This window comes from Spirosoma radiotolerans (assembly GCF_000974425.1).
Taxonomy (GTDB): domain Bacteria; phylum Bacteroidota; class Bacteroidia; order Cytophagales; family Spirosomataceae; genus Spirosoma; species Spirosoma radiotolerans.
Window position 1 is genome coordinate 2,383,528 of record NZ_CP010429.1, and the last position, 22,067, is coordinate 2,405,594.

The following is a 22,067-nucleotide window of genomic DNA, read 5'->3' on the forward strand; positions in this document are numbered from 1 at the left end:
AAACGCCAGAGCTAACGCCAACCCATTCGGATTGTCAAGACCGCTGATGGGCTGCGCGAGTTTTTTATTCAGATTAGGCAAGCAGTGAGTTGCCAGGTAACGGATTGGAGAAAACACCTCATTTCAGGTGGCTCTTCTGCCACTTCTTCAGTTCCCGTTTGCTCATTTCCTGTTCAATAATCGATGCAGGATGGTCGGACAGGTACAGCGTTCGGGGCACTAACCGGCCGGCTTGCTGCTCGTCCTTGAGCCAGAATCGAACCGGTACATAGGCCCAATAGTGCTTCTCATCGGTTGGCTGGCCGTTTTTGATGACAGGCGCTTCGTAATTATAATGCACGGCAAACCGAACGTGTGGCCCAAAATCGTAGTTTTCACCTCCAACGATACCGAGTGGGGTTCCCGCTTCGACAAACTGACCCGGCTCGACGAAAATACTTTTGGGCCGGAAAACGGTGTAGGTGGCAAAGCTACAGTCGGGATGATTGATCTCGACCATGTTGTCGTCGCGGTTAAATCCCAGATGAGTCCCGATGAGCGCGGCATCACTGCGCACCGCCGATACCGTTCCCCGGCGGGCCGCAAACACGGTGTCTCCGCTGTTCATTTTAATGGCCAGCGAATACCAGTCTTTGGGGTCTGCCTGGCCGGCATAGAGTTTGCCAATATACGCTAATTCGGTGGCACTAACTCGTTTGCCCGGACTCGCTGGCAGCAGATACACCACTGCCGTATCGACTTTAGGTTGTTTACAGCCTTTTATGAAACTGACTTTATACCGAAACGAATTGGATTGATTGGGTTGAGGCTGTAGCTTAAAAAGCGAATACTGCCCCGGCCTGACATCTGCCTGATAGGGTAGCGTCACCGAGGCCCGAAGCCCGGTCAATTCGGTGAATGTAACGGTAACCGTGTAGGGGCAGAAGCCCATATTACGACAGAAAAAGGCATACGCCCCCGTGTTGTCTTTTTCATAAAAAACCTCAATGGGCGACTGGGCGTTGGTCCTGGTGAAAAGCAAAAGGGTTAAGCTGATGAGTGTGAACAGGCGAATCATGGCAAGAGTGGAATGAACTGTTTTCAACGGAGTAGAGCGGGTGAAAATAAGTTTTTTTCGTCATCGGTACGCTATTCAGGCCTAACTATTGTCCTGCCAACAAGGACGACGGCTGGTACATGCCAGCGGGCCAAACGCGAAGCTAAATGAAAGAATAAACTAATTCATTTGAGGAAACATCATATAATCGGGCTGATACAGACGATATACTTAGTAGAGTAGTTTGGTTCAAGGGTTAAAAATCCTGTCCTTTGTGGTTCACACGAATTAATAATATGTTCAACTACCTAAAGGAATCATTTGCTCGAAAGAAGGCAAGACGTGTCACCAGTAAATACCCGCATGAGGTCAATTCGTTTCAATTGGCTACGGAAGGAGTCGTCGAGTTTGCTAACTGGAAAAACCCACTTATACCAGCCAAATCGATTACTCAGGGAGAAATTAATTTCTTCCGTCAGTTGGCTCCTTTGGGTAGCTTTTGCATTGATGTAGGCGCTAATATTGGGGATACAACTGTACCGATGGCACTGGCGGTTGGTAAAGAAGGATTGACATTGGGTTTTGAGCCTAATCCAATGACCTATGAAGTCCTGGAAGCTAATTCACGGCTTAATAAGGCCAAGACAAACATCGTACCCTTACGCTATGCGGTTACGGAAGAAGAAGGTGAATTTATCTATTCGTCTTCCGAAGCCTCGTTTGGTAATGGGGGTGTTTCAAGTACGCAGCAAGAAGCTGATCAACATGGTAAGTTTAAACTTCAGGAGAAGGTACAGGGTATCAATCTATTGACGTACTTAAATCAATATTACAACCAGTATCTACCGAAATTATCGTTTATCAAAGTTGACGTTGAAGGTCACGATATTGATGTTATACGCTCAATATCGACTTTAATTGATCAATACAAACCTGCCTTAGTCGCTGAGTGCTTTTCAGAAGCTACTCTTGATGAGCGGGTAGAACTCTATCGGATTGTAGCTGATCACAACTACAGTCTTTATTATTTCGCTGATTTTGAAGAGAATACAGAAGTTGTCAAGCTTTCCGAGCAGGATATGAATCGCTGGAAAAATTTTAATTTCTACGCTATTTCCAATGAAAAGCTGTAGCTTTTAGAAAGGTAACGCTGGCATATGGCCAGGCCGGAATACTACACTTGGTTTAATGAATTCTTTCCTGAATCTTTTGAGATACTAATCGTAAAACGTCTGGGAAGTGGCTGAAGGAGTTGCTAACTTAGTTATTTAGTGTTTTTTACAAGACGTTCAGCGGTAAGATATCTGGTACAATTGCTCAAGGAGTCAGCATGACAAAAAGTACAGTAATGCCCTTTAATTGAGATACTTATTTTCTTACTTTTTGCTAAAATCCAGATCGTATTTCACGTTCAGCCGGAAGCCATGGTTAATTTCGAAGACGGGTTTCTGGCTAATGGGTTCCAGTTCCGGGTGCTGCGAGATCTGGTTGAGGTAATTCAGTTCAATCGCAAAGGTTTCTCGAAACTGGTACCCCAAGCCCGCTGAAATTCGATTCTGGTTAAAGATATTTTGCTCGACATTTCGGCCAAAGCCAATAAACAATTCATCGAAGAAATTAGCATACCATTCGCCATCCTCGATCGTAGCTCCCTGAAGCGGAATCGTGCCCGAAATCTGGTAGCGGGCCCGATTCTGGTACTCCCAACTTTCGATATGCCGCGGATTATCCTCGGCCCCAATTCCAAGCCACCGTTGTTCGAGCCGGAAGCGATGGCGGAGGCTGACAATGCCCATTTTCGCGCTGAGTTGAATGTCTTCGTGCGTTCGGTTTTCGATGGTTGGAACGCCCGCATCCGCAACAGGGTAATCGCCATACGGGTAGGTAGTGAAAAAGGTGAAGCCGCCCGCCAGCTTTACCTGATCGGTTAGCTTGTAGCCCAAGCCAAGCCGTGCCAGCGACTGCTGCCATGACTGAATCAACGCCACCCGTCGCCATTGGTATTCAGTATGTAATTCCCAGCGTTTACTCAGTTTATGATCGCCGTTATAGACATACCAGCCAATGGCGTTGCGGTCAATGACTCGGTACTGCTGGCCAAAACTGGTAGCTGAAAGAAGCAGAAAGAAAAGAACGTAACGAAGGGCCATCGGGTCAACGAGCGTACATGATAGGTGTACAAGCGCTTTTTGCCCCCGTAGGTTTGAAATTAATATCGTCCGGTAGCTGGATGGAAGGTTTGCCAGCTATGCCAGAACTCCTGATGGGCAGGCAGCCGGACGAGTCCAGGACCAGCACCCAGCGAACGGCCACTCAAGGCATAGGATTGCGTGCCGCTGCTCAGGGTATCATGGCGCAGCACGAAGCGGGTGGGCGAGGCAGGACGTTCATAGGCGAAAAAAGAGCGATTATCGTTCGCCAGTACAAGGAGCACCGGGCGATTGGCGAGTGTGTCCTGAATCAGGCGTTCCCGTTTCAGGCGGTTCCAGTCGTAGGCTTTGCTGCGCTTGCCAACACTCAGGCCCACTACCCACGATTTATCATGCCATGACAGACTATCCATGCGGGTAAGGTCGCTACTGCCTTTGCCGCGCTCGTAGGTATCCATTTTTGCGTATCGCTCCGAAAAGGTGGTATCAGGCTGCATAACGAGGCTATGAGGATGCAGGGCCATCCATTGTTTCAGGGTCATCTGTTCGCTGAATACTTCGGGTAGCGTATCGCCTTTAAGCGAACCGGCAATGGATTCGCCATTGGCCTGGCGCCACCAGCTTCCCGTACCAGCATCTTCGAACATCGCATTGAAATGGTCCATACCAACGAGCCGGAAGGTCGCTGGTTTTCCGTTTATGACCGGACGAAACACGCGTCCGGTACGGCAAACGGTGCAGTAGGTAACCATAATGGGCTGACCGCCAATCGTATCCAGCACCTGGTGGTGATAACCGATAAATTGAATGGGATACGCTTTTGCCTGCCCGTTCACCTTGATGCCCAAAATCTCCCGATCGGGTTTAACGGCATTGCGACTGGCTGGCTGGAGTTGTACCGAGCTGGGTTGATAAAACATATGGTCGGCCGCCATTCGGAAGTTGAACGCGTAGCCAACACCAGCCACAAGTACCAACGCAACCAAAGCCACCCATCTCGACTGCCTGATTGCCGATGCAGCACCGGCCAGGATCAGCAAACCGAAAACAGCCCTGAATGCCCACCGCCATGAGTACAGGAAGTAAGCCAAATCAAGGCTGTTCATTCGCTGGCTACCCGGCATGGGCATGATAAAATAGACGTTGGCTATTTCGAACAGGAGCAACCCAACGATACCGATGTAAAAAAGATTTTTCATTCTACTAAAGTGGCGCGTTCAACGAGACCGCTGTTTCAAGTTTTCTTAACTAATGTGAATGATGGATAGCCTTTTTTTGTCCTCCCGACGGTGGAAGGATCTTAACGTGTCCTTACTTGATTGCCAGGAAGCTTTAAGATACCTCCTCCGTCGGGAGAAAAATCCTCATAACTAACTTAAGCGATTAGTTAATCATTCTGCACGTTACCTAAAAATCAGGTATCGATGTAAGGCTACCTGATCAATGCACTAACGTGTTTATGGTAGCGCAAAAGCCACGTATTTATTTCCTTTCTTTTGGCCCAACTTGCCTCCGCCACAGGCAATGACAACATACTGTTTATTGCCCGCCTGATACGTGGCTGGCGTGGCAAACCCGGCGGCTGGCAAAGTCGTCTCCCAAAGCAGCTTGCCGGTTTGTTTATCAAACGCCCGGAACTTCCCGTCTTTGGTGGCCCCAATAAACAGCAAACCACTAGCTGTTATAACCGGGCCACCGTAGTTTTCAACGCCTGTGTTATGGATGCCTTTTGCCGCCAGTTCGGGCTCTTCGCCCAACGGAATTTTCCAGCGATATTCGCCGGTATTCAGGTCGATGGCGTTGAGCGTGCCCCAGGGGGGCGCAATACCAGATAATCCTTTACTATCCAGAAACTTCGTGTAGCCCGAAATTTTGTAAGGAACATAAGGCGTCTTGCTGCCCTTGGTCACCTTACCCACCGCTTCAATCTTTTCATCATCGAAGAGAAAGCCAACCAGGGCCTGCTTTTCCGCAGCTGATAATTGCGTAAAACCAGGCATCATGCCTTTACCATGCCCGATAATCTGCGTTACATACGCCCGATCCCGCCGTTGCCCGATGTTAACTAACGATGGGTAGCCGCTCGTGGCATTGCCCTTGCGTTCTGCGCCGTGGCAACTGGAGCAGGTCGTGGTATACAGCCGATTGCCCAGCGTAAGATGAGCCAGTTCATCCTGTTTAGGGGCCAGGTTCAGCGCGATCAGCCAGGCGGCTTCGTTGGCGTTGACATACATAATGCCGTCGGGATCGGTGGCGGCACCACCCCATTCGGCCCCACCATCGAGACCGGGGTAAATAAAGGAACCCTGCCGGCTGAGTGGTTGAAAAGTTCCCCGGCGACTGCGTCGAAACTGGGCCAGGAGTGAGTCGCGTTCGGTCGAGTAGGGGTTTAGGTCCGCTTCGCCAAAATTCTGACGGGCAAACGGAGCCGGCCGGGTTGGTATGGGTTGAGTTGGCCAGGTTTCCTCACCTGGTACATCAGATTTGGGCATGGGCGTTTCCTTGATGGGAAAGAGCGGCTTGCCCGTAACCCGATCAAATACCAGAACAAAGCCCGATTTAGTGACCTGGGCGACTGCATCGACCCGCCTGGGCCGTCCGTCGGGGCCGTTGCTGGTAACGGTCAGGAGATTGGGCGGTGCCGGGAAATCACGGTCCCAAATGTCGTGGTGGACGGCCTGAAAGTGCCAGAGCCGTTTGCCGGTGCGGGCATCCAGCGCGAGTAAACAGTTGGCAAACAGGTTTTGCCCTTTACGATTGCCACCGTAGAAGTCAAAAGCCGCCGAGCCAGTCGGTACGTAAAGAATACCCCTTGGCCGGTCAACGGCCATACCCGACCAGTTATTAGCGCCACCAACGTCCGTATTCTTGTAGGTTTCCTTCGGCCAGGTATCGTACCCATATTCACCGGGTTGCGGAATGGTATGGAACGTCCAGACCAGCTTGCCCGTACGGACATTAAAGGCCCGTACATGCCCCGGTGCCGCATCGGCTCCTTCTGACAGGCGGACGGGCATAATAATAAGATCTTCGAAGATGGTGCCGGGCGTATTGGAAATAACGAATTTATCCTTCGCCTGCTCGCCCAGCCCCTCGTGCAGATCGATGTGGCCGTTCTGTCCAAAGCTCGGTATGGGTTTTCCGGTTTTGGCATCCAGTGCGTAGAGGAAAGAGCCAACGGTGTACAGAATTCGGGCTTCTGGTTCGTCCTTACCCGCTTGTTTGGCTGACTGCCAGTAGGTAACTCCCCGGCTGGTGCTGAGCGATTGCTTGTCTGGTGTTCCGAATTTCCAGATTTCTTTGCCCGTAGCCGCATTCAGGGCAAAGGCTTGTACGGTGGGCGTTACCCCGTACAGAACACCATCAATGATAATTGGATTGGCCTGAATCTGCCCGCTGTCAGGGGCCGCATACGTCCAGGCTACAGTCAGATTCTTGACGTTTTCGGGGGTAATCTGCGTCAGGGCAGAGTAGTGGCTTCGGTCTGGGCCGCCCAGGTATTCGCCCCAGTTGGTATAATCGTTGGGTTTTGTATCGGTGGTATTTTGGCTAACCCTCGACCAGCTAACGGCCAGTATGGCGAAAACAAAAAGGGCAAAAAATAAGCGCGTCATGGAGCTTAGGGAGTAGTCTGACAAATCTACACCAAAAGCAAAAAGGATGGGTGTTGTTACTTTATTAATGTGGTGTCAGATGCTTACATCCAACACAGTGAGGACGGTTCGCCCGCCCCGGCATACCGGTTGCGATTCTCAAAACCAAGCCAACACGAATACACAAGGTTTTAAGAAACCTCGCAGCGTCATGTTTAAGAACATGACGCCACAAAAAAATGGCTAATGAACAAGGATAAGCCTTGTTCATTAGCCATTTCAAAATCGTTTACTCAATCGCCCTAATAATTCTTATCGGAACTTGAATTACTGAACCGGCTGTTGCCAGTGCCCCGACTTTGGGTCTGTGGGCGACTGTTGCTGCGGGCTGGGCGGTTGCTTTCTCTTTCACGCGGGGCCGACGAGCTGCTACCCTGGCTTTCAGAGCGGGGGCGCGGACTTTGGTTACGGGACTGCCCGCCACCGTTGTTCGATGATCCGGCTGAGCGTTCGTTATGGCTGCCTGGCCGGCCACCGCCCCGGCGATTGTCGTTGCGACCACCTTGGCCCTGGCGGGCAGGAGCCGGTGAAACAGTTGACTCGGATATATTCAGTACGTACGGGTGATTGTCGATAACCGGAACACGTTTGCCAATCAGTTTATGAATGTCGCGCAGGTATGCGGTTTCTTCGGCATCGCAGAACGACAGGGCAATGCCATCATGACCCGCCCGGCCTGTCCGTCCAATGCGGTGAACGTAGGTTTCGGGAATGTTTGGTAACTCGTAATTGATCACGTGCGACAATTCATCGACGTCGATACCACGAGCGGCAATATCCGTGGCCACCAGTACGCGCGTTTCCCGACTTTTGAAGTTAGAAAGTGCACGCTGACGGGCATTCTGCGACTTGTTGCCGTGAATGGCTTCGGCACCAATGCCCGCTTTCAACAGGTCTTTCACAACTTTATCCGCGCCATGTTTGGTGCGGGCGAAAACAAGGGCCGATTTAATTGCTTTGTCGTCAAGGATATGGACGAGCAGTTTACGCTTGTCATCTTTGCCGACAAAATACATGGCTTGTTCAATCGTGTCGGCGGTCGAAGAAACGGGTGTCACTTCAACTTTAGCCGGATTATGTAAAATGGTATCGGCCAGTTTAGCTACGTCGACCGGCATGGTTGCTGAGAAAAACAGCGATTGCCGGCGCTCGGGCAGTTTTGTAATGACCTTTTTGACGTCATGAATAAAACCCATGTCGAGCATCCGGTCGGCTTCATCCAGGACAAAAAACTGCACATCGCGGAGCGAGATAAATCCCTGATTCATCAGGTCGAGCAAACGGCCGGGCGTAGCGATAAGCACATCCACGCCCGCTTTCAAGGTATTTACCTGCGCGTGTTGCGAAACACCCCCGAAAATAACCGTACTCCGCAGGTTTAGATAACGACCATAGGCTGTAAAACTTTCGGCAATCTGAATGGCTAATTCGCGGGTTGGCGTCAGGATGAGCGTCTTTATGCGTCGTGGGCCACCCGTGCTTTTGCTGCGTTCTTCGCTTAGCAATTGCAGAATTGGGATGGCAAAGGCGGCTGTTTTGCCCGTTCCGGTTTGCGCGCAGCCCAGTAAATCCCGGCGGCTTAACAAAATCGGTATGGCTTTTTCCTGAATGGGTGTAGGGTTGGTATATCCTTCTTCAGCAAGGGCCTTCAGGATGGGATCAATTAATGATAAATCGGAAAATTGCATGTGTTGGTTGGACGTCGGTAGGCAATGGAATAGGGTACTAAATGGGGTCCAGCATCCAACGTCTTTGTAAAGTTATATGTGTACAACGGCCATAGTACAAATAAAGTGCCATTTATTGGCGGAATACAATTTGCCGGCAAAAGAAAGACGGCCCCAACGCATTTGCAAGGCCGTCCCGCTGACTGTTTGCTAGCCAGATAAATTAGTCGTAAATACTACCAGCCGTTTGTTCGACCAATCCTTTCGGTAGTAGCCAGGCCATTAATTTTCCGGCTTTGTTAAGCAGTCCCGTTACCAGTTCCGTCTTACCGGCCAGCGTGGCTTCCACCGCTTGTCGGGCTACTTCAGTAGGGGTCATATTTACTTTTTCGGCCGCTTTTCGACCTTTATCTCCGATTTGTGCCCGGTCAACAAAGTCGGTATCGGTTGAGCCAGGGCACACGCAGGTAACAGAAACCGTTGAGCGTCTTAACTCCTGGTGCAACCCACGACTGAATTGAAGGACAAACGATTTGGAGGCTGCGTATAGGCTTAGCCCTGGCACCGCCTGATAAGCCGCCGAACTGCCTATGTTCAGAACGTATGCCTTGGTCTGCTGCCGAAGCTGGGGCAGGAAGAGGTACGTCAACTCAACCAGGGCCGTCATATTTACGGCCATCATGTTGGTATGCTCACTCAGTGAGTGTTTCTCGAATGGACCGCTCAAGCCATATCCCGCATTATTGACCAGCATCCGAATGGAATATTGCTTCTGGCTGCACCAGTCGACAACTTGTTGAGCAGCACCCGTCTGGGCCAGATCAACCGCCAGGAAGTCCGTTTTAATGCCGTGTTCGTTGGCTAATTCACGGGCCACCTGCGCCAGCAATGATTCTGAACGGGCAACCAGTATTAAATCGAACTTTCGACGGGACAGCTCTTTGGCAATGGCCAGGCCAATGCCCTTGCTGGCTCCGGTGATTAAGGCGTAGGCCATACTAAGTCAGTCGTAAAGGTGGTAAATGATTAAGTCGTAAGGAGAAAGTGGCTGATGCGCGAGGTTTGTTTCTGCGTCAGCCACTTTCTCCTTACGACTTGTTCACGTACGACGGGTTTAAATATTTACTTTCGAGATAAACCGGTGGTAGAATGGGGTCTTGCTGTTGGCATTTTTCGGCATGTATTTACCCGTTACAACGGGTACATACATAACCCGTCGACGGCTGGCTTCGCCCACGAAGGGAGATTGCTGCGCCCGGTGCCAAAGCCGTCCATCGTGTACCGATAAATCACCGGCATTCATATCGAAGCCAATTTCGTGTTTGTCAGGATCATTATCCACGAAGTATTTCTTGCGGAATAACATCTTGAAAATGCCCTGCTTGTGGGTACCTGGAATAACACGCAGACCGCCGTTCTCGTAAGGAGTTGGGTTAAGGTGAATGCCCACGTTGAGCATCGGCATGATGCGTTGCCCGAGGAAAATATCGCGCGGGCTATCCGTATGCCAGCCCATTTGCGAAAACTTGCTATTTGGGGTACGAATGTAGTGGTTGAGAATAAGTCCGTCTTTTTCGATTTCGGCAATACGTCCTTCGTAAGGCTGAAGCAGGTCAACGACAGCCTGAAGGCGTGGATCCTGCAAAAATTCGTGAAGTGCCGTGCTGTACTGTGACAGGAAACACATCCGCTGAATCATGGGGTTCCCAGCTTCATCCTGACCAAATTTCAACGGTACGCCGTTGACTTTGTCACGACCTTCGGCCAGCCACTCCTTTTCAATGCGTTCAACTTCACTGATGAATAATTTGACTGTTTCCGGATGGATAAAATTGCGAAATACGATAACGCCATTTTTGTTGAAAAACTGGCGTTGTTCAGGGGTAATGGTTTCGCCCAGCGTAAAGGGCGGCAAGTTTAATTTGCTCATATCGGTGGTTTACAATTCGGAGGTTCCGTCGTTGATGCCTACCGGCGACCGCACGCTAACCGACGGGCGCAAGTTTCACTGTTTATTAAAGGCTCAAATCTACGAAATTTACAATTTTAGGATTACTTTGGCGCAATTTAATTAATGTGACTTTAATTAACGGTCATTCCGGTTGTTGTGCATAATTTACGTGATAAAAGGTCGTTTTTGCTGTTAATCAGCTTATTAATGGGTGTTTTTACTACTCTGCTCGCTCAGTCGGATAGTATTCCGGTGCCTCAGGAACCTATACCCAATCAGCTGTTAAAAACCAGAAATACCCTAATTCTACCCTTAGTGGCCCGCTCTATCGAAACAGACTGGTCGTTGGGGCTGGCGGGTTCGTTTACATTCCGGTTTAACCGACATGACTCCCTCACGCGCACATCGAATACACAGGCCCTGGCGTTATACTCGTTGCGAAAACAGTTCATTGCCGCTATCAATGGCACTACGTATTTCCCTGGCGAACGCATTATCCTGAATTATCAATTATCGTATAGCAACTTTCCGGATAAATTCTGGGGCCTCGGCAAATATGCCCCCAATAGCCAGGAAGAAGCTTACGCGTTCCGGCAATACTACGTTTACCTGCATTTTCAGCGAAAGCTTCGGGACCGTGTTTTTCTGGGTGTAGTCTACGAATATCAGCGATTGCTGGCGGTCGACTACCAGCCCGGCGGTTTGTTCGACCAGTTACAGGTAACCGGTCGCGATCCGTATCATATTTCGGGAGCAGGGTTAAGCCTAACATACGATTCACGAAACAATGCGTTTGCCCCCGATAAGGGTGGCTTTTTGCAGGTATTTTTTAACCACTTTTCGCCCGTCTTTGGTTCCAACTTCCGATATACCAATTACGTTATCGACTTCCGGCGTTTTCTCCGAATTTACCAGCAACAGGTCCTGGCTATCCAGGCATATGGTTTTTTTAACTCGGGCGAGGTGCCCTTACGCAGTCTGGCCAGCTTTGGTGGTTCCAACAGTATGCGGGGTTTTTATGATGGACGTTACCGCAGTAAAAATCAGGTGGTGGTCCAGGCAGAATACCGCATTCCATTATTCTGGCGAATTGGGGCGGTTGGGTTTGTGGGGGTCGGCAACGTAGGCAATCGGCTTCGCAACCTTAATTTCGAAGAGCTTAAGTATTCGTATGGCGGGGGCGTGCGGCTTGCCCTCAACCGTAAGGAACGATTGAACCTGCGAATCGACTACGGCTGGGGTGTAGGGCAGGGGCTGTCGAATGGCCTGTATTTTCAGTTAGGCGAAGCGTTTTAATTCTCCTGTTTCTCCACATTATCCCAGCCCGAAAGCGCAAACTGCTTGCCCAGCCAGTAAAGTGGATACGTAAACGCAAACGCACCCAGTACGTCGATGGTGTAATGAACATGCTGGACTAGCAATAAACAGCCGACGACTATAGAGCCAATGAGCGCAAAAAGTCGGTCCCACCACCGGCGCAGACACAAAAACATCAGAAAAATAGAGGATGTGTGCCCCGAATAAAATAAATCTTTGGTGATGTAGGTCTTCCCGTAAAAGGCATTACTGATCGGGTCGATAAGCGGAATCAGGCCAACGGGCGGATCGAGCGGGACGAGGTTGATGCTGAGCATCCGCGACAGGCTGACGATGATATACCCATAAATAAACATCATGAACACCGCCGGGCTGAACCGGGCCCGAATAATCAGCAGCAGGGCCGTTGCCCAGATGGTCAGAAAAATACCCAGCGATACGTCGGTGGGTGGAAGCTGGTTAAGCACCCAGTCGTTCAAAACGGGTCCTGAATGACTCTCAATGGTTTGAAAGAAGCCCGGAAATGTAAAAAGTAAGGCGGTGGTGGCAAGAACCCCCAGGCTAAATTTCCAGCGAAACGTGTTTGATTGCCAGGCTGCTTGCCAAATCAGGTCGCTGGTCGGATTGGGTGTGAGAATGGACATGTAAAATTGTAAAAGGCCGCAAAGGTACAACGTGGCTTTTAAATGAGGCAAGCCTGTTTATCGCTTAAACCATTAACAACCGCCAAATTCCCGATAGTAATACTAAAATCAAGCCGACCGGGGTCAGTACTTTCCAGCACAGAAACATCATTTGATCGACCCGAACGCGGGGAAACGTCCAGCGAACCCACATTTGTAATAAAACGGCGAAAAATACTTTCGACAAAAGCCAGAAGCCACCCGTCAGGTTTCCCCAAATCGTACCGGGGGCGCCACTCGTCCAATCGGCCAGCCGAAGGGGGCCAAGATTAGGGAAGGGTGTGTTCCAGCTACCCAGAAACAACACCGCACCCAGAAAGGAAACCAGTAGCATCATGGCGTACTCAGACAAATAGAGCAGGGCAAACCGCATCCCTGAATACTCGGTATGAAAACCCGCCACTATCTCCGACTCGCCTTCCGGTAAGTCGAAGGGAGCCCGATTGCTTTCGGCCAGGGTACAAATGAAGAAGATGATGTAGGCAACGAGCAGGAAAGGATTTCGGACGATGTTCCAGGAGAAAAAGCCGCCCCAGTGCGTCACGTCGATGCCCAGTCCTTTCAACCCGAGCAGGTAATTCGTCCCTGAAGCAAAAATGCCCTGCTGGAAACTGATTTCCTGTAAATCGAGCGTTTGGCAAATCATAACGACACACAGGATCGTCAGCCCTAGCGGAATCTCATAGGAAATGATTTGTGCCACCGATCGCATGGCTCCAAACAGCGAGTATTTGTTGTTGGAACCCCAGCCTGCCATTAAAATACCGACGACATCGAACGAGACGATGGCCATCAGGTAAAACACACCAACGGCTGCTCCCGACCCCTGTAAATCGGGCGTGAGGGGCAGTACGGCAAAGCCCGCAAACACCGACGCGAAAATGATGGCCGGTGCCAGCAGAAACAGCCGTCGGTCGGCTGCGGTGGGGACAATGTCTTCTTTCTGAAGAAGTTTGAGCAGGTCAGCAAAAAGCTGAAGCAGGCCCCATTTGCCCGTCTCCATCGGTCCAAGCCGGTCCTGCATGAAGGCAGAAACCTTGCGTTCCGTATACACACCAACGACGACAAAGCCGGATGCCAGAGCAAGAAAAATGGGGAGTGCCAGCATAATTCGGTTTACGGTTTGTGGTATTCGGTATGTGGTATTCGGTTTACGGTTTGTGGTTTACGATTTGTTGACCGCTGGCGGACCGGCGAACGCAATTCATGCCAACCACAAACCGAATACCGAATACCAGTTTTAAAATTCGGCAGTTTTGGGGGCGCGGGGGAACGGAATGACATCGCGGATGTTGCCCATACCCGTGACGAACAGCACCAGTCGCTCAAAGCCGAGGCCGAAACCAGCGTGGGGTGCCGAGCCAAACCGACGCGTATCCAGATACCACCACAGCGCTTCGGGTTCAATGCCGACCTCGTGCATCCGGGCGGTGAGTTTGTCCAGGTCATCTTCCCGCTGCGAACCACCAATAATTTCGCCGATGCCGGGAAACAACACGTCCATGGCGCGAACGGTTGGGCCAAATACTTCGCCACGGGCGCCAACCGCCGACTCGGTGTCCTGCTTCATGTAGAACGCCTTGATTTCGCGGGGGTAGTTGGTCAGAATCACCGGTTTTTTGAAGTGCTTCTCCACCAGGTACCGCTCGTGTTCCGATTGTAAATCGACGCCCCAGCCAACTTCGTACTGGAACTGCCCTTTTTTTGCGGGTTTTGAGTTGATTAGAATGTCGATGGCTTCTGTATACGTGAGCCGGACAAAATCATTGCTGATCACAAACTGGAGTTTTTCCAGCAGACCCAGCTCGCTCTGTTCTTCTTTCTTTTTGGTCTTTTCTTCCTCTTTCAGGCGATTATCCAGAAAGGCCAGATCGTCGGCGCAGTGTTGCAGTGCATACCGAATAATGGTTTTCAGGAAGTCTTCGGCCAGGTTCATGTTGTCCTCCAGTTCGAAGAAAGCCATTTCGGGCTCAATCATCCAGAACTCAGCGAGGTGGCGAGTCGTATTGGAATTCTCGGCCCGGAACGTTGGTCCGAAAGTATAAATTTTGCCCAGTGCCATAGCGCCCAGCTCACCTTCCAACTGACCCGATACGGTGAGGTTGGTTTCGCGACCGAAGAAATCCTGGCTATAATCAACCTTGCCGTCTTCGGTTAAGGGTGGTTTGGTCGCATTTAGGGTTGTAACGCGAAACATTTCGCCTGCTCCTTCGGCATCAGACGCCGTGATGATGGGCGTGTTGAGGTAATAGAATCCGTTGTCGTTAAAATACTGATGAACAGCAAACGCCAGCGCGTGCCGGATGCGCAGAATGGCGCTAAAGGTATTGGTTCGGGGACGCAGGTGAGCGATCTCGCGCAGAAACTCCAGCGAATGCCGTTTCGGTTGCAGCGGGTATTTTTCCGGGTCGGCAGTACCGTAAATGGTAACAGATGAAATTTTTACTTCAACGGCTTGCCCGGCCCCCTGCGATTCAACCAACTGGCCCGTAATCGCCAGACAGGATCCGGTGGTAATGAGCTTTAATGTCTCTTCGGGAAGTTGGCCTGCTTCGGATACCACCTGAATGTTATTGATGGTCGATCCATCATTAAGGGCAATGAAAACGGCGTTTTTGCTCTCGCGCTTGGTGCGGACCCACCCCTTTACGGTTACAGTAGTTCCGATGGGGGCAGTTTTTAATAATTGCTGAATAGGTAAATAACTCATACGAAAACGGCGACCAGTATAATGGTTGTGGGCGTAAAAGTACGGATTGTCGTCCGAAACGCCCATAAGTGAAAGAAACACATTTGTGGCAAGGCCGAGTTTTACCATTGATTTAATAAGGTAGGTGCCAATTACCCGCTTAATTTTGCGTCTAATTCTTTCCAGACATGCCCATTACACTTTATATCGTTCGTCACGCCAAAGCTGAAGACCGGGCTAGTTTCATGCCGGATCACGACCGCCAGCTAACATCTGATGGTATTATTGCCGCTGCCCGAATGGGTCGTTATTTACACGACAAGACGATTCTGCCCGATGTGATCATCAGCAGTACGGCCCCTCGGGCCAAAGACACGGCTATGGTCATGGCTGAACAAATCGGGTATGATCCGGCACAAATTCGATTGGACGGGGCTTTGTTCGATGGCGGACCAAAAGCGTATCTTGCCGCCCTGAACGCCTTACCCGATACGGTTCAGTCGGCTATGATTGTGGGGCATAACCCGGATGTGTCGTACCTGGCCGAATACCTGACGCACCAACTCATCGGGTCGATGAGCAAGGGGGCTGTAGTCGCCGTCCGGTTCGACGATGTGAGCTGGGCCGAAATGTCGGGGCGTACGGGGCATGTTTCGTTTGAAATTGGACCAAAGCAACTACCTGCCGAGTAATTGATGTTATCTGTAAAACCAGCATCGCCGGTTAAATCAAGACCACGCTTATGAACCGAAACCGTCGAATCTTCATCATTGTCTTTATCGTTTTTACATCCCTCGTAATTCTAATCGCCGTCGACATGGGCCGCCGGACAACGGCTCCCTGGAACAAACGCCGGGAGGTTGAACGAGCGTTACCGATGTCAAAAGATGGTGTGGCTATCGATACGATGGCAACCGACACACTGCTTGCTCCCTAAAAACATATGCTTAATCTATCTGCTGTTCACCACATTGCCCTCATCTGCTCGGACTACGAAACCTCAAAGCGGTTTTATACAGAGATACTGGGACTGTCCATTCTGGGGGAGTATTTTCGGGCCGAACGGAATTCGTATAAACTGGATCTGGCGCTCAACGGCCAGTACATCATCGAACTCTTTTCGTTTCCGGATCCTCCCAAACGACCATCCCGCCCCGAAGCGCTGGGTCTTCGTCATCTGGCCTTTGCCGTCCCCGACCTGGACGCAGCCATCGCGCACCTGACTGAACATGGCGTACCAACGGAGCCCGTTCGGGTCGATCAGCACACGGGTCGGCGCTTTACCTTCTTCGCCGACCCCGACGACCTGCCGCTGGAATTTTACGAGCAAGCGTAGAGCCGCAACCCTTTGCGGCTCACAGGCATCAGCAATAGGGTTGCGCCTACGAAATTTAAAAAGCCGTTCGGTACCTGAGCCGCAGGTATGCGGGCTCTACATGATTACCTGCGTTAACACGCGGACCAGTGCTGCGGCATCTTCGGGCGTGTTGTATAGGTGAGGGGCAATGCGTAACGCCTGCGCTCGGGCAGAGACCGACACTTTTTCGGCTTGTAGGGCTTGCTGAATCGCCATCGGATCTGCGTGGTCGGGTAGCCATACCCCAACCAGGTGATGGGCTCGCCCCTGATGTTCATCTACCGGTTCAATTCGACAGCCTAGTGCCTCTAACGCGGGCCAGACATCACGCATGAGTGCTTCCGCGTAGGCCTGAATTCGTTCGGGTTGCCACTCATTCAGTTGGGACAGCGCGGCTTCAAGCATAGGCATTTGCAGGAAATGCGAATGTTCACCCACGTTATACCGATAGGCCTTTGGGCGGTAAATGGGCTGGTAATCCATCAGGCGGTGGAATTGGTTGCTGTCGAGCCGATTCATCCAGCCTTCTTCCAGCGGTGTGCCTTCATCGAAAGCCGGTCCGTAATAAGCCAGGCCAATCGAATAAGGTCCCATCAACCATTTATAGCCTGCACAAATGACGGCGTCGGGTTGGATGGCTGCCAGGTCGAACGGCAGGGCACCAATGGCCTGCGTACCATCGACGGCCAGCCATGCCCCCACGTCACGGGCTCGTTTGCCTACCGCTTCCAGGTCGAAGCGGGTGCCGTACATCCAGTGAACCGGCGGAGCCACAACCAGGGCCGTATCGGGACCAATGGCATCGAGCAGACGCTCATTCCAGATCGCACCTTTGGGAAATTCATCAGGGATACCCACTGTGGTCACCGTCAGACCCAGTTCGGTGCGGACACGATCCCAGGCATATACATCGCTGGGAAATTCACTGCCAACCAGTACAATGCGCTGTCCGGCCCGAATTCCCGGCTTGTTGTGCAGATTTCGTGCCACCACAGCCATGCCGTATGATACCGACGGAACAATGGCAATTCGCTCAGCATCGGGGTTGTTGACGAGCTGGGAAAACAACGCCCGGACACGCATGGCCCCACTAAAAAAATCGTCGGGGTGAAGGCCAAACGGATTGGTGTCGCGACGAATGGCGTCCAGACCGGCCTGTTCAACACGCTGGCTTAAGGGTGATCGGGTGGCGCAGTTGAGGTAGTGAATGTCTGCGGGAAGGGTAAACGTATCTTTTTGGGTGAGAAGTGTCGGAAGTGGACTCGGCATACGATGAAAAAGCGAAAAGGTTAATTTATTCTGGCACGACGTTTGTTTATGGTATTATGAATTCTTTAACATGAGTGGTTTATGAATACCCTGTTGGGCATTGGTTCCCGCATACGACACGATGAGTTTGGTAACGGTGTCGTTATCAACTTAAAAGCAACTGGCTATATCGTAACGTTTCATGATCATGGCGTGAAGATACTCAAATTCGACGCGCCCCTGACGATCATTGAAGCCATTGAGCCCGACAGCGATATGGTCAGTTTGTTTGATGTCGAGCAGTCCATTACGCGGGTGCTGCAACGCTGGGTCGATCAGACGGAAGTGGTTCCGCTGGGCGATAAGTGGAAGGGTGGTAAGTTAATTCTAAAACCCGGTCGGGCCGACCTGTCGCAAAAAGAAATGCCGATCGATGCCTTCTTTCATAAAATCGTGATGGTGCGGGATCGCCTTCGGGTACTTGAGCAGCGCGTGAATGCCAGCTCGATTGATGATGAGGAAAAAGTCAATATTCAACAATATATCACCCGGATTTACGGTAGTCTGACTTCGTTCAATCTATTGTTCAAACACCAGAACCAGCAGTTTGTCGGTGAAAAAGTCAATGCAGACGCATAGTCTGAAAAGCAAAGGGAGTGAAGTTTTTATTAAGTTTTGGGTTAGTTAGATTGGGGTTCCCCGCCATCGGCTTTGATGGCGGGGACTTTTTTTGACCGGGATTTCTTTGGTTTATTGATTTGCTGGCGCTCGCCATGATCGAAGCTAAACGTCTCGTTTAAAGGCTGCTTTTAGGAACCCATAAATTAGTTCGAGTCTGGTCGGGTGGTGGGGCGGTTCCGGCTTCGTGGGTGATATTCGCGCAGGGTCTGCTGTAAATAATCCCGATCCAGGTGGGTATAAATTTCGGTGGTCGTAATGGATTCGTGACCAAGCATTTGCTGCACCGCCCGCAGGTCAGCGCCCCCTTCGATCAGGTGCGTGGCGAACGAATGCCGGAATGTGTGCGGACTGATCGTTTTGTCGATGCCTGCCTCGGTGGCCAGCTTCTTAATGGTTGTGAATACCGAAATGCGGGATAACTGTTTCCCCCGAAGATTCAGAAAAATAGTGTCTTCGTCGCCTTTCTGAACATCCAGTTTCCGACGGACATGCTCAACATAAACCAGTGTATAATGAATCGCATCCTGACCAATCGGCACTAGCCTGACCTTATCGCCTTTGCCCAGCACCCGCACGAAGCCGTCCTGAAAATAGCAGTTAGTTAGGCGCAGGTTGAGTAATTCGGACACCCGCAAGCCTGAGCTGTACAGGACTTCGAGCATAGCGCGGTCCCGCGTGCCGCCGGGTGTGGAGAGGTCAATAGCCGCCAGCATCGCTTCGATTTCGGGAAAGCTGAGTGTGTCGGGCAGTTTACGGCCAAGTTTTGGGGCTTCCAGTAACTGAGTCGGGTCGTGCTGAAGTAGATTTTCGAGTATCAGGTACTTAAAAAACGACTTTATCCCCGACAACATTCGGGCCTGGCTGTGCGCCGATAAACCCAATTCACCCAGATACATCAGAAAATTGACCAATTCCTTTTCCGTTACCTGCATGGGCGTTCGGCTGGGGTCCGTCAGGAGTATGTATTCATAAAGTTTCTCTGCGTCGTGCAGATAAGCTTCCACCGAATTTTCGGCCAGCGACCGTTCCAGTTTTAGATAGTTCTTAAAGGCGTTTATATAACTTTGCCACACAGTTGGTTTACGGTTTGTGGTTTGTGGTTTACGGTTTGTAGTCTCGTTGGGCTCCTTCGCGTCAGCCAACCGTGAACTACAAACCACAAAGCACAAACCACAATGAAGTCAATCTTAATTATTAACGGCCCAAATCTGAATCTGCTAGGCAAGCGGGAGCCAACAATCTATGGCAACCGCTCGTTCGTCGATTATCTGAAAACTATCGAAGCGATGTTTCCCGAGGTGCAACTTCGGTATTTTCAGTCGAATCACGAAGGTGAATTGATCGATAAAATTCATGAGCTTGGCTTTGAGGTCGATGGCATCGTTATTAATGCCGGTGCTTACACGCACACCTCCATCGCTATTGCCGACGCCCTATCGGCGGTTACGGCCCCGGCTGTGGAGGTACACATATCCAACGTGCACGCCCGTGAGTCGTTTCGGCACCATAGCTATCTGTCAGCAAAATGTAAAGGTGTCGTTGTTGGCTTAGGATTGATGGGCTATGAGATGGCGGTACGGTATTTAATGATGTATGAGAAATGATGAATGAAGTCAGTTAGTCTGTAGTCCGTGGTCCGTGTCCTCTCGGACCGCTCATCCGGATGGTTTTGCTGACGCCTTTGTGGTCCGTGAAGACACGGACCACGGAGGACACGGACCACGGACACGGTAAACCACAAACCGAATACCACATGATCACCTTCTACCCCGGCCCGTCGAAAGTATACCCGCAAGTGGCTGATTACGCGGCCGAAGCGGTGCAGCAGGGAATCGTGAGCCTGAATCACCGAAGTGCGGGTTTTATGGATGTTGTCAAGGAAACCGTTCGGCTGCTGCATGAAAAACTGGCTATTCCGGCCAATTATCATATTGCGCTGGTATCATCAGCCACGGAATGCTGGGAAATTGTGGCGCAGTCACTGACCAAAACATCCAGCCTGCATCCCTACAGCGGGGCGTTTGGGAAGAAATGGGCCGAGTATGCCTACAAAATAAAGCCACCCGTTAGCCTCAACGAAGCGGATGTGCTGTGCCTCGTTCAGAACGAAACATCCAATGGAACACAGGTCAGCATGGAAACGCTGGCTCAGTTCCGGCAGGATTTCTCGGCCTTAATTGCCGTGGATGCTGTATCGTCGATGGCGGGCATTCAGTTTGACTGGTCGCTGGCCGATGTCTGGTTTGCGTCAGTGCAGAAATGTTTCGGCCTTCCGGCGGGTTTGGCCGTGCTCATCTATTCGCCTGATGCACTCAAACGGGCTGAGGAAATTGGCGAGAATGCCCATTACAATAGTCTGCTGTTTATTCACGAGAATTTCGCGAAGTTCCAGACCCCTTACACCCCGAACGGTCTGGGTATTTATATGCTGATGCGGGTACTGCAACAGGTGCCACCCATTGCCATAGTTGAAAAAATCACAAAAAAACGGGCCAGCGACTGGTATTCTTTTTTCGCTGGATCTGGGTCAGATTTGGGCCTGCGCACTGGTTTATCGGACAGGGCAGAGGCTGCGGTCAATCTCCTGATTAACGATCCAGCTCTTCGGTCCGACACGGTGATCGCCGTAGAAGGTTCTGAAAAGACTATAAAAGACATCAAACAGGCTGCTTATCAGGCCGGTATCATTCTTGGCAATGGCTATGGCGATTGGAAGAACACAACCTTCCGAATCGCTAACTTTCCCGCCATTACGGATGAGGAGATTGGAACCTTAATGGCATTTCTTCGGTCATATTAATCTCGTGTGCAGCTTAAATAGCCACGTACGAGATTAATTATCAACTTATTAGTCTTCCCTGGACGTGGCCGTCCCGGTTATGCCACCATCATGTTTAGTTTCAAAGAAACGGTTTCCGTTACACTCATCCTTTTTTCCGTGATCGACGTTGTCGGCTCACTTCCCGTTATTATTGATCTGCGCAAGAAAGCCGGTAAAATCGAATCTGAACGGGCAACGTTTGCTTCCGGGGTTTTAATGATCTCCTTTCTGTTCGTTGGCGAGCGGATTCTAAAATTATTTGGCGTCGATGTTGCTTCGTTTGCGGTAGCGGGCGCCCTGATTATTTTTCTGATCGGGCTGGAGATGATCTTGGGCCGAACAATTTTTAAATCGGAGGTATCGACTGGCGGGGCGTCGCACATTGTGCCGATTGCGTTTCCGCTGATTGCTGGGGCCGGTACATTAACAACTATTATTTCGCTTCGTGCTGAATACCAGACGCTCAATATTGTCATTGGCATTATTCTCAACCTGGTTTTGATTTATGTCGTCCTGAAATCATCCGGCTGGCTGGAAAAGCAGCTAGGAGCCGGTGGGTTGGAAGTGCTGCGCAAGATATTTGGTATTATTCTGCTGGCTATTGCCATTAAACTGTTTAAAACCAATTTGATTGCCGATTTCTAATCATCGGTTGGGTTCTTTATGGAACCACCAGAGCAGGACGTATTTCCCGAAATATTCGTATTTTTTTGGCCTGGCCCCTTTATTTCTGAGCGTTAATCGGAAATAAAGGGGCTTTTCTTGATAGACCCGTTAAGATTATAAACTGATAAAAAATGTGGCTAAATGTTGT

21 protein-coding genes are annotated in these 22,067 nt (G+C 50.7%); 9 read left to right on the forward strand and 12 right to left on the reverse strand.

Annotated features, from left to right (window positions below):
• Positions 1-118: 118 nt before the first annotated feature.
• Complete coding sequence (locus tag SD10_RS09600) at positions 119-1,057, reverse strand: M23 family metallopeptidase (RefSeq protein ID WP_046573604.1); 939 nt, start codon at positions 1,055-1,057, stop codon at positions 119-121.
• 275 nt (positions 1,058-1,332) lie between these two features.
• Between SD10_RS09600 and SD10_RS09605 the strand changes: the two genes are divergently transcribed.
• The gene (locus SD10_RS09605) at positions 1,333-2,169 is read left to right on the forward strand and encodes an FkbM family methyltransferase (RefSeq protein ID WP_046573605.1); all 837 of its coding nucleotides are present in this window, start codon (positions 1,333-1,335) and stop codon (positions 2,167-2,169) included.
• A gap of 243 nt (positions 2,170-2,412) precedes the next feature.
• On the opposite strand, the gene SD10_RS09610 is transcribed toward SD10_RS09605, so the two are convergent.
• The 6 genes from SD10_RS09610 to SD10_RS09635 form a co-directional block, all read right to left on the reverse strand.
• Positions 2,413-3,186 (reverse strand): DUF2490 domain-containing protein, encoded by a 774-nt coding sequence (locus tag SD10_RS09610; RefSeq protein WP_046573606.1) that lies wholly within the window; start codon positions 3,184-3,186, stop codon positions 2,413-2,415.
• Between the two features lie 59 nt (positions 3,187-3,245).
• On the reverse strand, positions 3,246-4,385 hold the full coding sequence (locus SD10_RS09615; RefSeq protein WP_046573607.1) for a DUF3179 domain-containing (seleno)protein: 1,140 nt from the start codon (positions 4,383-4,385) through the stop codon (positions 3,246-3,248).
• 258 nt (positions 4,386-4,643) lie between these two features.
• The gene (locus SD10_RS09620) at positions 4,644-6,800 is read right to left on the reverse strand and encodes an outer membrane protein assembly factor BamB family protein (RefSeq protein ID WP_046573608.1); all 2,157 of its coding nucleotides are present in this window, start codon (positions 6,798-6,800) and stop codon (positions 4,644-4,646) included.
• A gap of 281 nt (positions 6,801-7,081) precedes the next feature.
• Positions 7,082-8,527: a DEAD/DEAH box helicase gene (locus SD10_RS09625; RefSeq protein WP_046573609.1), complete on the reverse strand. Its 1,446-nt coding sequence runs from the start codon at positions 8,525-8,527 to the stop codon at positions 7,082-7,084.
• Positions 8,528-8,729: 202 nt separating this feature from the next.
• Entirely contained in the window at positions 8,730-9,503 is a 774-nt protein-coding gene (locus SD10_RS09630) for an SDR family NAD(P)-dependent oxidoreductase (protein WP_046573610.1), read from the reverse strand.
• 117 nt (positions 9,504-9,620) lie between these two features.
• Positions 9,621-10,436 (reverse strand): phytanoyl-CoA dioxygenase family protein, encoded by an 816-nt coding sequence (locus tag SD10_RS09635; RefSeq protein WP_046573611.1) that lies wholly within the window; start codon positions 10,434-10,436, stop codon positions 9,621-9,623.
• 228 nt (positions 10,437-10,664) lie between these two features.
• Here SD10_RS09635 and SD10_RS09640 point away from each other — a divergent pair, with 228 nt between their 5' ends.
• A complete protein-coding gene (locus tag SD10_RS09640; RefSeq protein WP_046573612.1) occupies positions 10,665-11,753 on the forward strand; it encodes a BamA/TamA family outer membrane protein in 1,089 nt (362 codons plus the stop codon).
• On the opposite strand, the gene SD10_RS09645 is transcribed toward SD10_RS09640, so the two are convergent.
• The 3 genes from SD10_RS09645 to asnS all read right to left on the reverse strand — a co-directional run bounded on the left by SD10_RS09645 (position 11,750) and on the right by asnS (position 15,167).
• Positions 11,750-12,418, reverse strand: a complete 669-nt coding sequence (locus SD10_RS09645; protein ID WP_046573613.1) for a phosphatase PAP2-related protein — start codon at positions 12,416-12,418, stop codon at positions 11,750-11,752. The genes SD10_RS09640 and SD10_RS09645 overlap by 4 nt on opposite strands.
• 64 nt (positions 12,419-12,482) lie before the next feature.
• Positions 12,483-13,565 carry a complex I subunit 1/NuoH family protein gene (locus tag SD10_RS09650; RefSeq protein ID WP_046573614.1) on the reverse strand — a complete coding sequence of 361 codons (1,083 nt, stop codon included), beginning with the start codon at positions 13,563-13,565 and terminating at the stop codon, positions 12,483-12,485.
• Positions 13,566-13,697: 132 nt separating this feature from the next.
• On the reverse strand, positions 13,698-15,167 hold the full coding sequence (asnS, locus tag SD10_RS09655) for an asparagine--tRNA ligase (RefSeq protein WP_046579304.1): 1,470 nt from the start codon (positions 15,165-15,167) through the stop codon (positions 13,698-13,700).
• 167 nt (positions 15,168-15,334) lie between these two features.
• On the opposite strand from asnS, the gene SD10_RS09660 reads away from it, so the two are divergent.
• The 3 genes from SD10_RS09660 to SD10_RS09670 are packed head-to-tail and all read left to right on the forward strand — an operon-like array spanning position 15,335 to position 16,482.
• A complete protein-coding gene (locus tag SD10_RS09660) occupies positions 15,335-15,838 on the forward strand; it encodes a SixA phosphatase family protein (protein WP_046573615.1) in 504 nt (167 codons plus the stop codon).
• Positions 15,839-15,888: 50 nt separating this feature from the next.
• Positions 15,889-16,083, forward strand: coding sequence for a hypothetical protein (locus SD10_RS09665; protein WP_046573616.1), 195 nt, complete (start codon positions 15,889-15,891; stop codon positions 16,081-16,083).
• A 6-nt stretch (positions 16,084-16,089) separates the two neighbouring features.
• A complete protein-coding gene (locus SD10_RS09670) occupies positions 16,090-16,482 on the forward strand; it encodes a VOC family protein (protein WP_046573617.1) in 393 nt (130 codons plus the stop codon).
• Between the two features lie 96 nt (positions 16,483-16,578).
• Here the strand turns inward: SD10_RS09670 and SD10_RS09675 are convergent, their stop codons facing one another.
• A complete protein-coding gene (locus tag SD10_RS09675) occupies positions 16,579-17,772 on the reverse strand; it encodes an aminotransferase class V-fold PLP-dependent enzyme (RefSeq protein WP_046573618.1) in 1,194 nt (397 codons plus the stop codon).
• An 81-nt stretch (positions 17,773-17,853) separates the two neighbouring features.
• On the opposite strand from SD10_RS09675, the gene SD10_RS09680 reads away from it, so the two are divergent.
• Complete coding sequence (locus tag SD10_RS09680; RefSeq protein ID WP_046573619.1) at positions 17,854-18,390, forward strand: hypothetical protein; 537 nt, start codon at positions 17,854-17,856, stop codon at positions 18,388-18,390.
• 185 nt (positions 18,391-18,575) lie between these two features.
• Here the strand turns inward: SD10_RS09680 and xerD are convergent, their stop codons facing one another.
• The gene (gene xerD / locus SD10_RS09685; protein WP_046573620.1) at positions 18,576-19,505 is read right to left on the reverse strand and encodes a site-specific tyrosine recombinase XerD; all 930 of its coding nucleotides are present in this window, start codon (positions 19,503-19,505) and stop codon (positions 18,576-18,578) included.
• 102 nt (positions 19,506-19,607) lie between these two features.
• Here xerD and aroQ point away from each other — a divergent pair, with 102 nt between their 5' ends.
• From aroQ to SD10_RS09700, 3 genes are all read left to right on the forward strand, one after another.
• The gene (aroQ, locus tag SD10_RS09690) at positions 19,608-20,036 is read left to right on the forward strand and encodes a type II 3-dehydroquinate dehydratase (RefSeq protein WP_046573621.1); all 429 of its coding nucleotides are present in this window, start codon (positions 19,608-19,610) and stop codon (positions 20,034-20,036) included.
• A 149-nt stretch (positions 20,037-20,185) separates the two neighbouring features.
• Positions 20,186-21,232, forward strand: coding sequence for an aminotransferase class V-fold PLP-dependent enzyme (locus SD10_RS09695; protein ID WP_046573622.1), 1,047 nt, complete (start codon positions 20,186-20,188; stop codon positions 21,230-21,232).
• A 90-nt stretch (positions 21,233-21,322) separates the two neighbouring features.
• Complete coding sequence (locus SD10_RS09700; protein WP_046573623.1) at positions 21,323-21,898, forward strand: MarC family protein; 576 nt, start codon at positions 21,323-21,325, stop codon at positions 21,896-21,898.
• Positions 21,899-22,067 lie beyond the last annotated feature (169 nt).

Coding starts and splice junctions, on each gene's coding strand:
- SD10_RS09660 (WP_046573615.1), top strand. CDS start 15,335: ATGCCCATTACACTTTATATCGTTCGTCACGCCAAAGCTGAAGACCGG.
- aroQ (WP_046573621.1), top strand. CDS start 19,608: ATGAAGTCAATCTTAATTATTAACGGCCCAAATCTGAATCTGCTAGGC.
- SD10_RS09675 (WP_046573618.1), bottom strand. CDS start 17,772: ATGCCGAGTCCACTTCCGACACTTCTCACCCAAAAAGATACGTTTACC.
- SD10_RS09630 (WP_046573610.1), bottom strand. CDS start 9,503: ATGGCCTACGCCTTAATCACCGGAGCCAGCAAGGGCATTGGCCTGGCC.
- SD10_RS09695 (WP_046573622.1), top strand. CDS start 20,186: ATGATCACCTTCTACCCCGGCCCGTCGAAAGTATACCCGCAAGTGGCT.
- SD10_RS09615 (WP_046573607.1), bottom strand. CDS start 4,385: ATGAAAAATCTTTTTTACATCGGTATCGTTGGGTTGCTCCTGTTCGAA.
- SD10_RS09600 (WP_046573604.1), bottom strand. CDS start 1,057: ATGATTCGCCTGTTCACACTCATCAGCTTAACCCTTTTGCTTTTCACC.
- SD10_RS09680 (WP_046573619.1), top strand. CDS start 17,854: ATGAATACCCTGTTGGGCATTGGTTCCCGCATACGACACGATGAGTTT.
- SD10_RS09610 (WP_046573606.1), bottom strand. CDS start 3,186: ATGGCCCTTCGTTACGTTCTTTTCTTTCTGCTTCTTTCAGCTACCAGT.
- SD10_RS09605 (WP_046573605.1), top strand. CDS start 1,333: ATGTTCAACTACCTAAAGGAATCATTTGCTCGAAAGAAGGCAAGACGT.
- SD10_RS09635 (WP_046573611.1), bottom strand. CDS start 10,436: ATGAGCAAATTAAACTTGCCGCCCTTTACGCTGGGCGAAACCATTACC.
- SD10_RS09700 (WP_046573623.1), top strand. CDS start 21,323: ATGTTTAGTTTCAAAGAAACGGTTTCCGTTACACTCATCCTTTTTTCC.
- SD10_RS09650 (WP_046573614.1), bottom strand. CDS start 13,565: ATGCTGGCACTCCCCATTTTTCTTGCTCTGGCATCCGGCTTTGTCGTC.
- SD10_RS09625 (WP_046573609.1), bottom strand. CDS start 8,527: ATGCAATTTTCCGATTTATCATTAATTGATCCCATCCTGAAGGCCCTT.
- SD10_RS09640 (WP_046573612.1), top strand. CDS start 10,665: ATGGGTGTTTTTACTACTCTGCTCGCTCAGTCGGATAGTATTCCGGTG.
- SD10_RS09665 (WP_046573616.1), top strand. CDS start 15,889: ATGAACCGAAACCGTCGAATCTTCATCATTGTCTTTATCGTTTTTACA.
- SD10_RS09645 (WP_046573613.1), bottom strand. CDS start 12,418: ATGTCCATTCTCACACCCAATCCGACCAGCGACCTGATTTGGCAAGCA.
- asnS (WP_046579304.1), bottom strand. CDS start 15,167: ATGAGTTATTTACCTATTCAGCAATTATTAAAAACTGCCCCCATCGGA.
- SD10_RS09670 (WP_046573617.1), top strand. CDS start 16,090: ATGCTTAATCTATCTGCTGTTCACCACATTGCCCTCATCTGCTCGGAC.
- SD10_RS09620 (WP_046573608.1), bottom strand. CDS start 6,800: ATGACGCGCTTATTTTTTGCCCTTTTTGTTTTCGCCATACTGGCCGTT.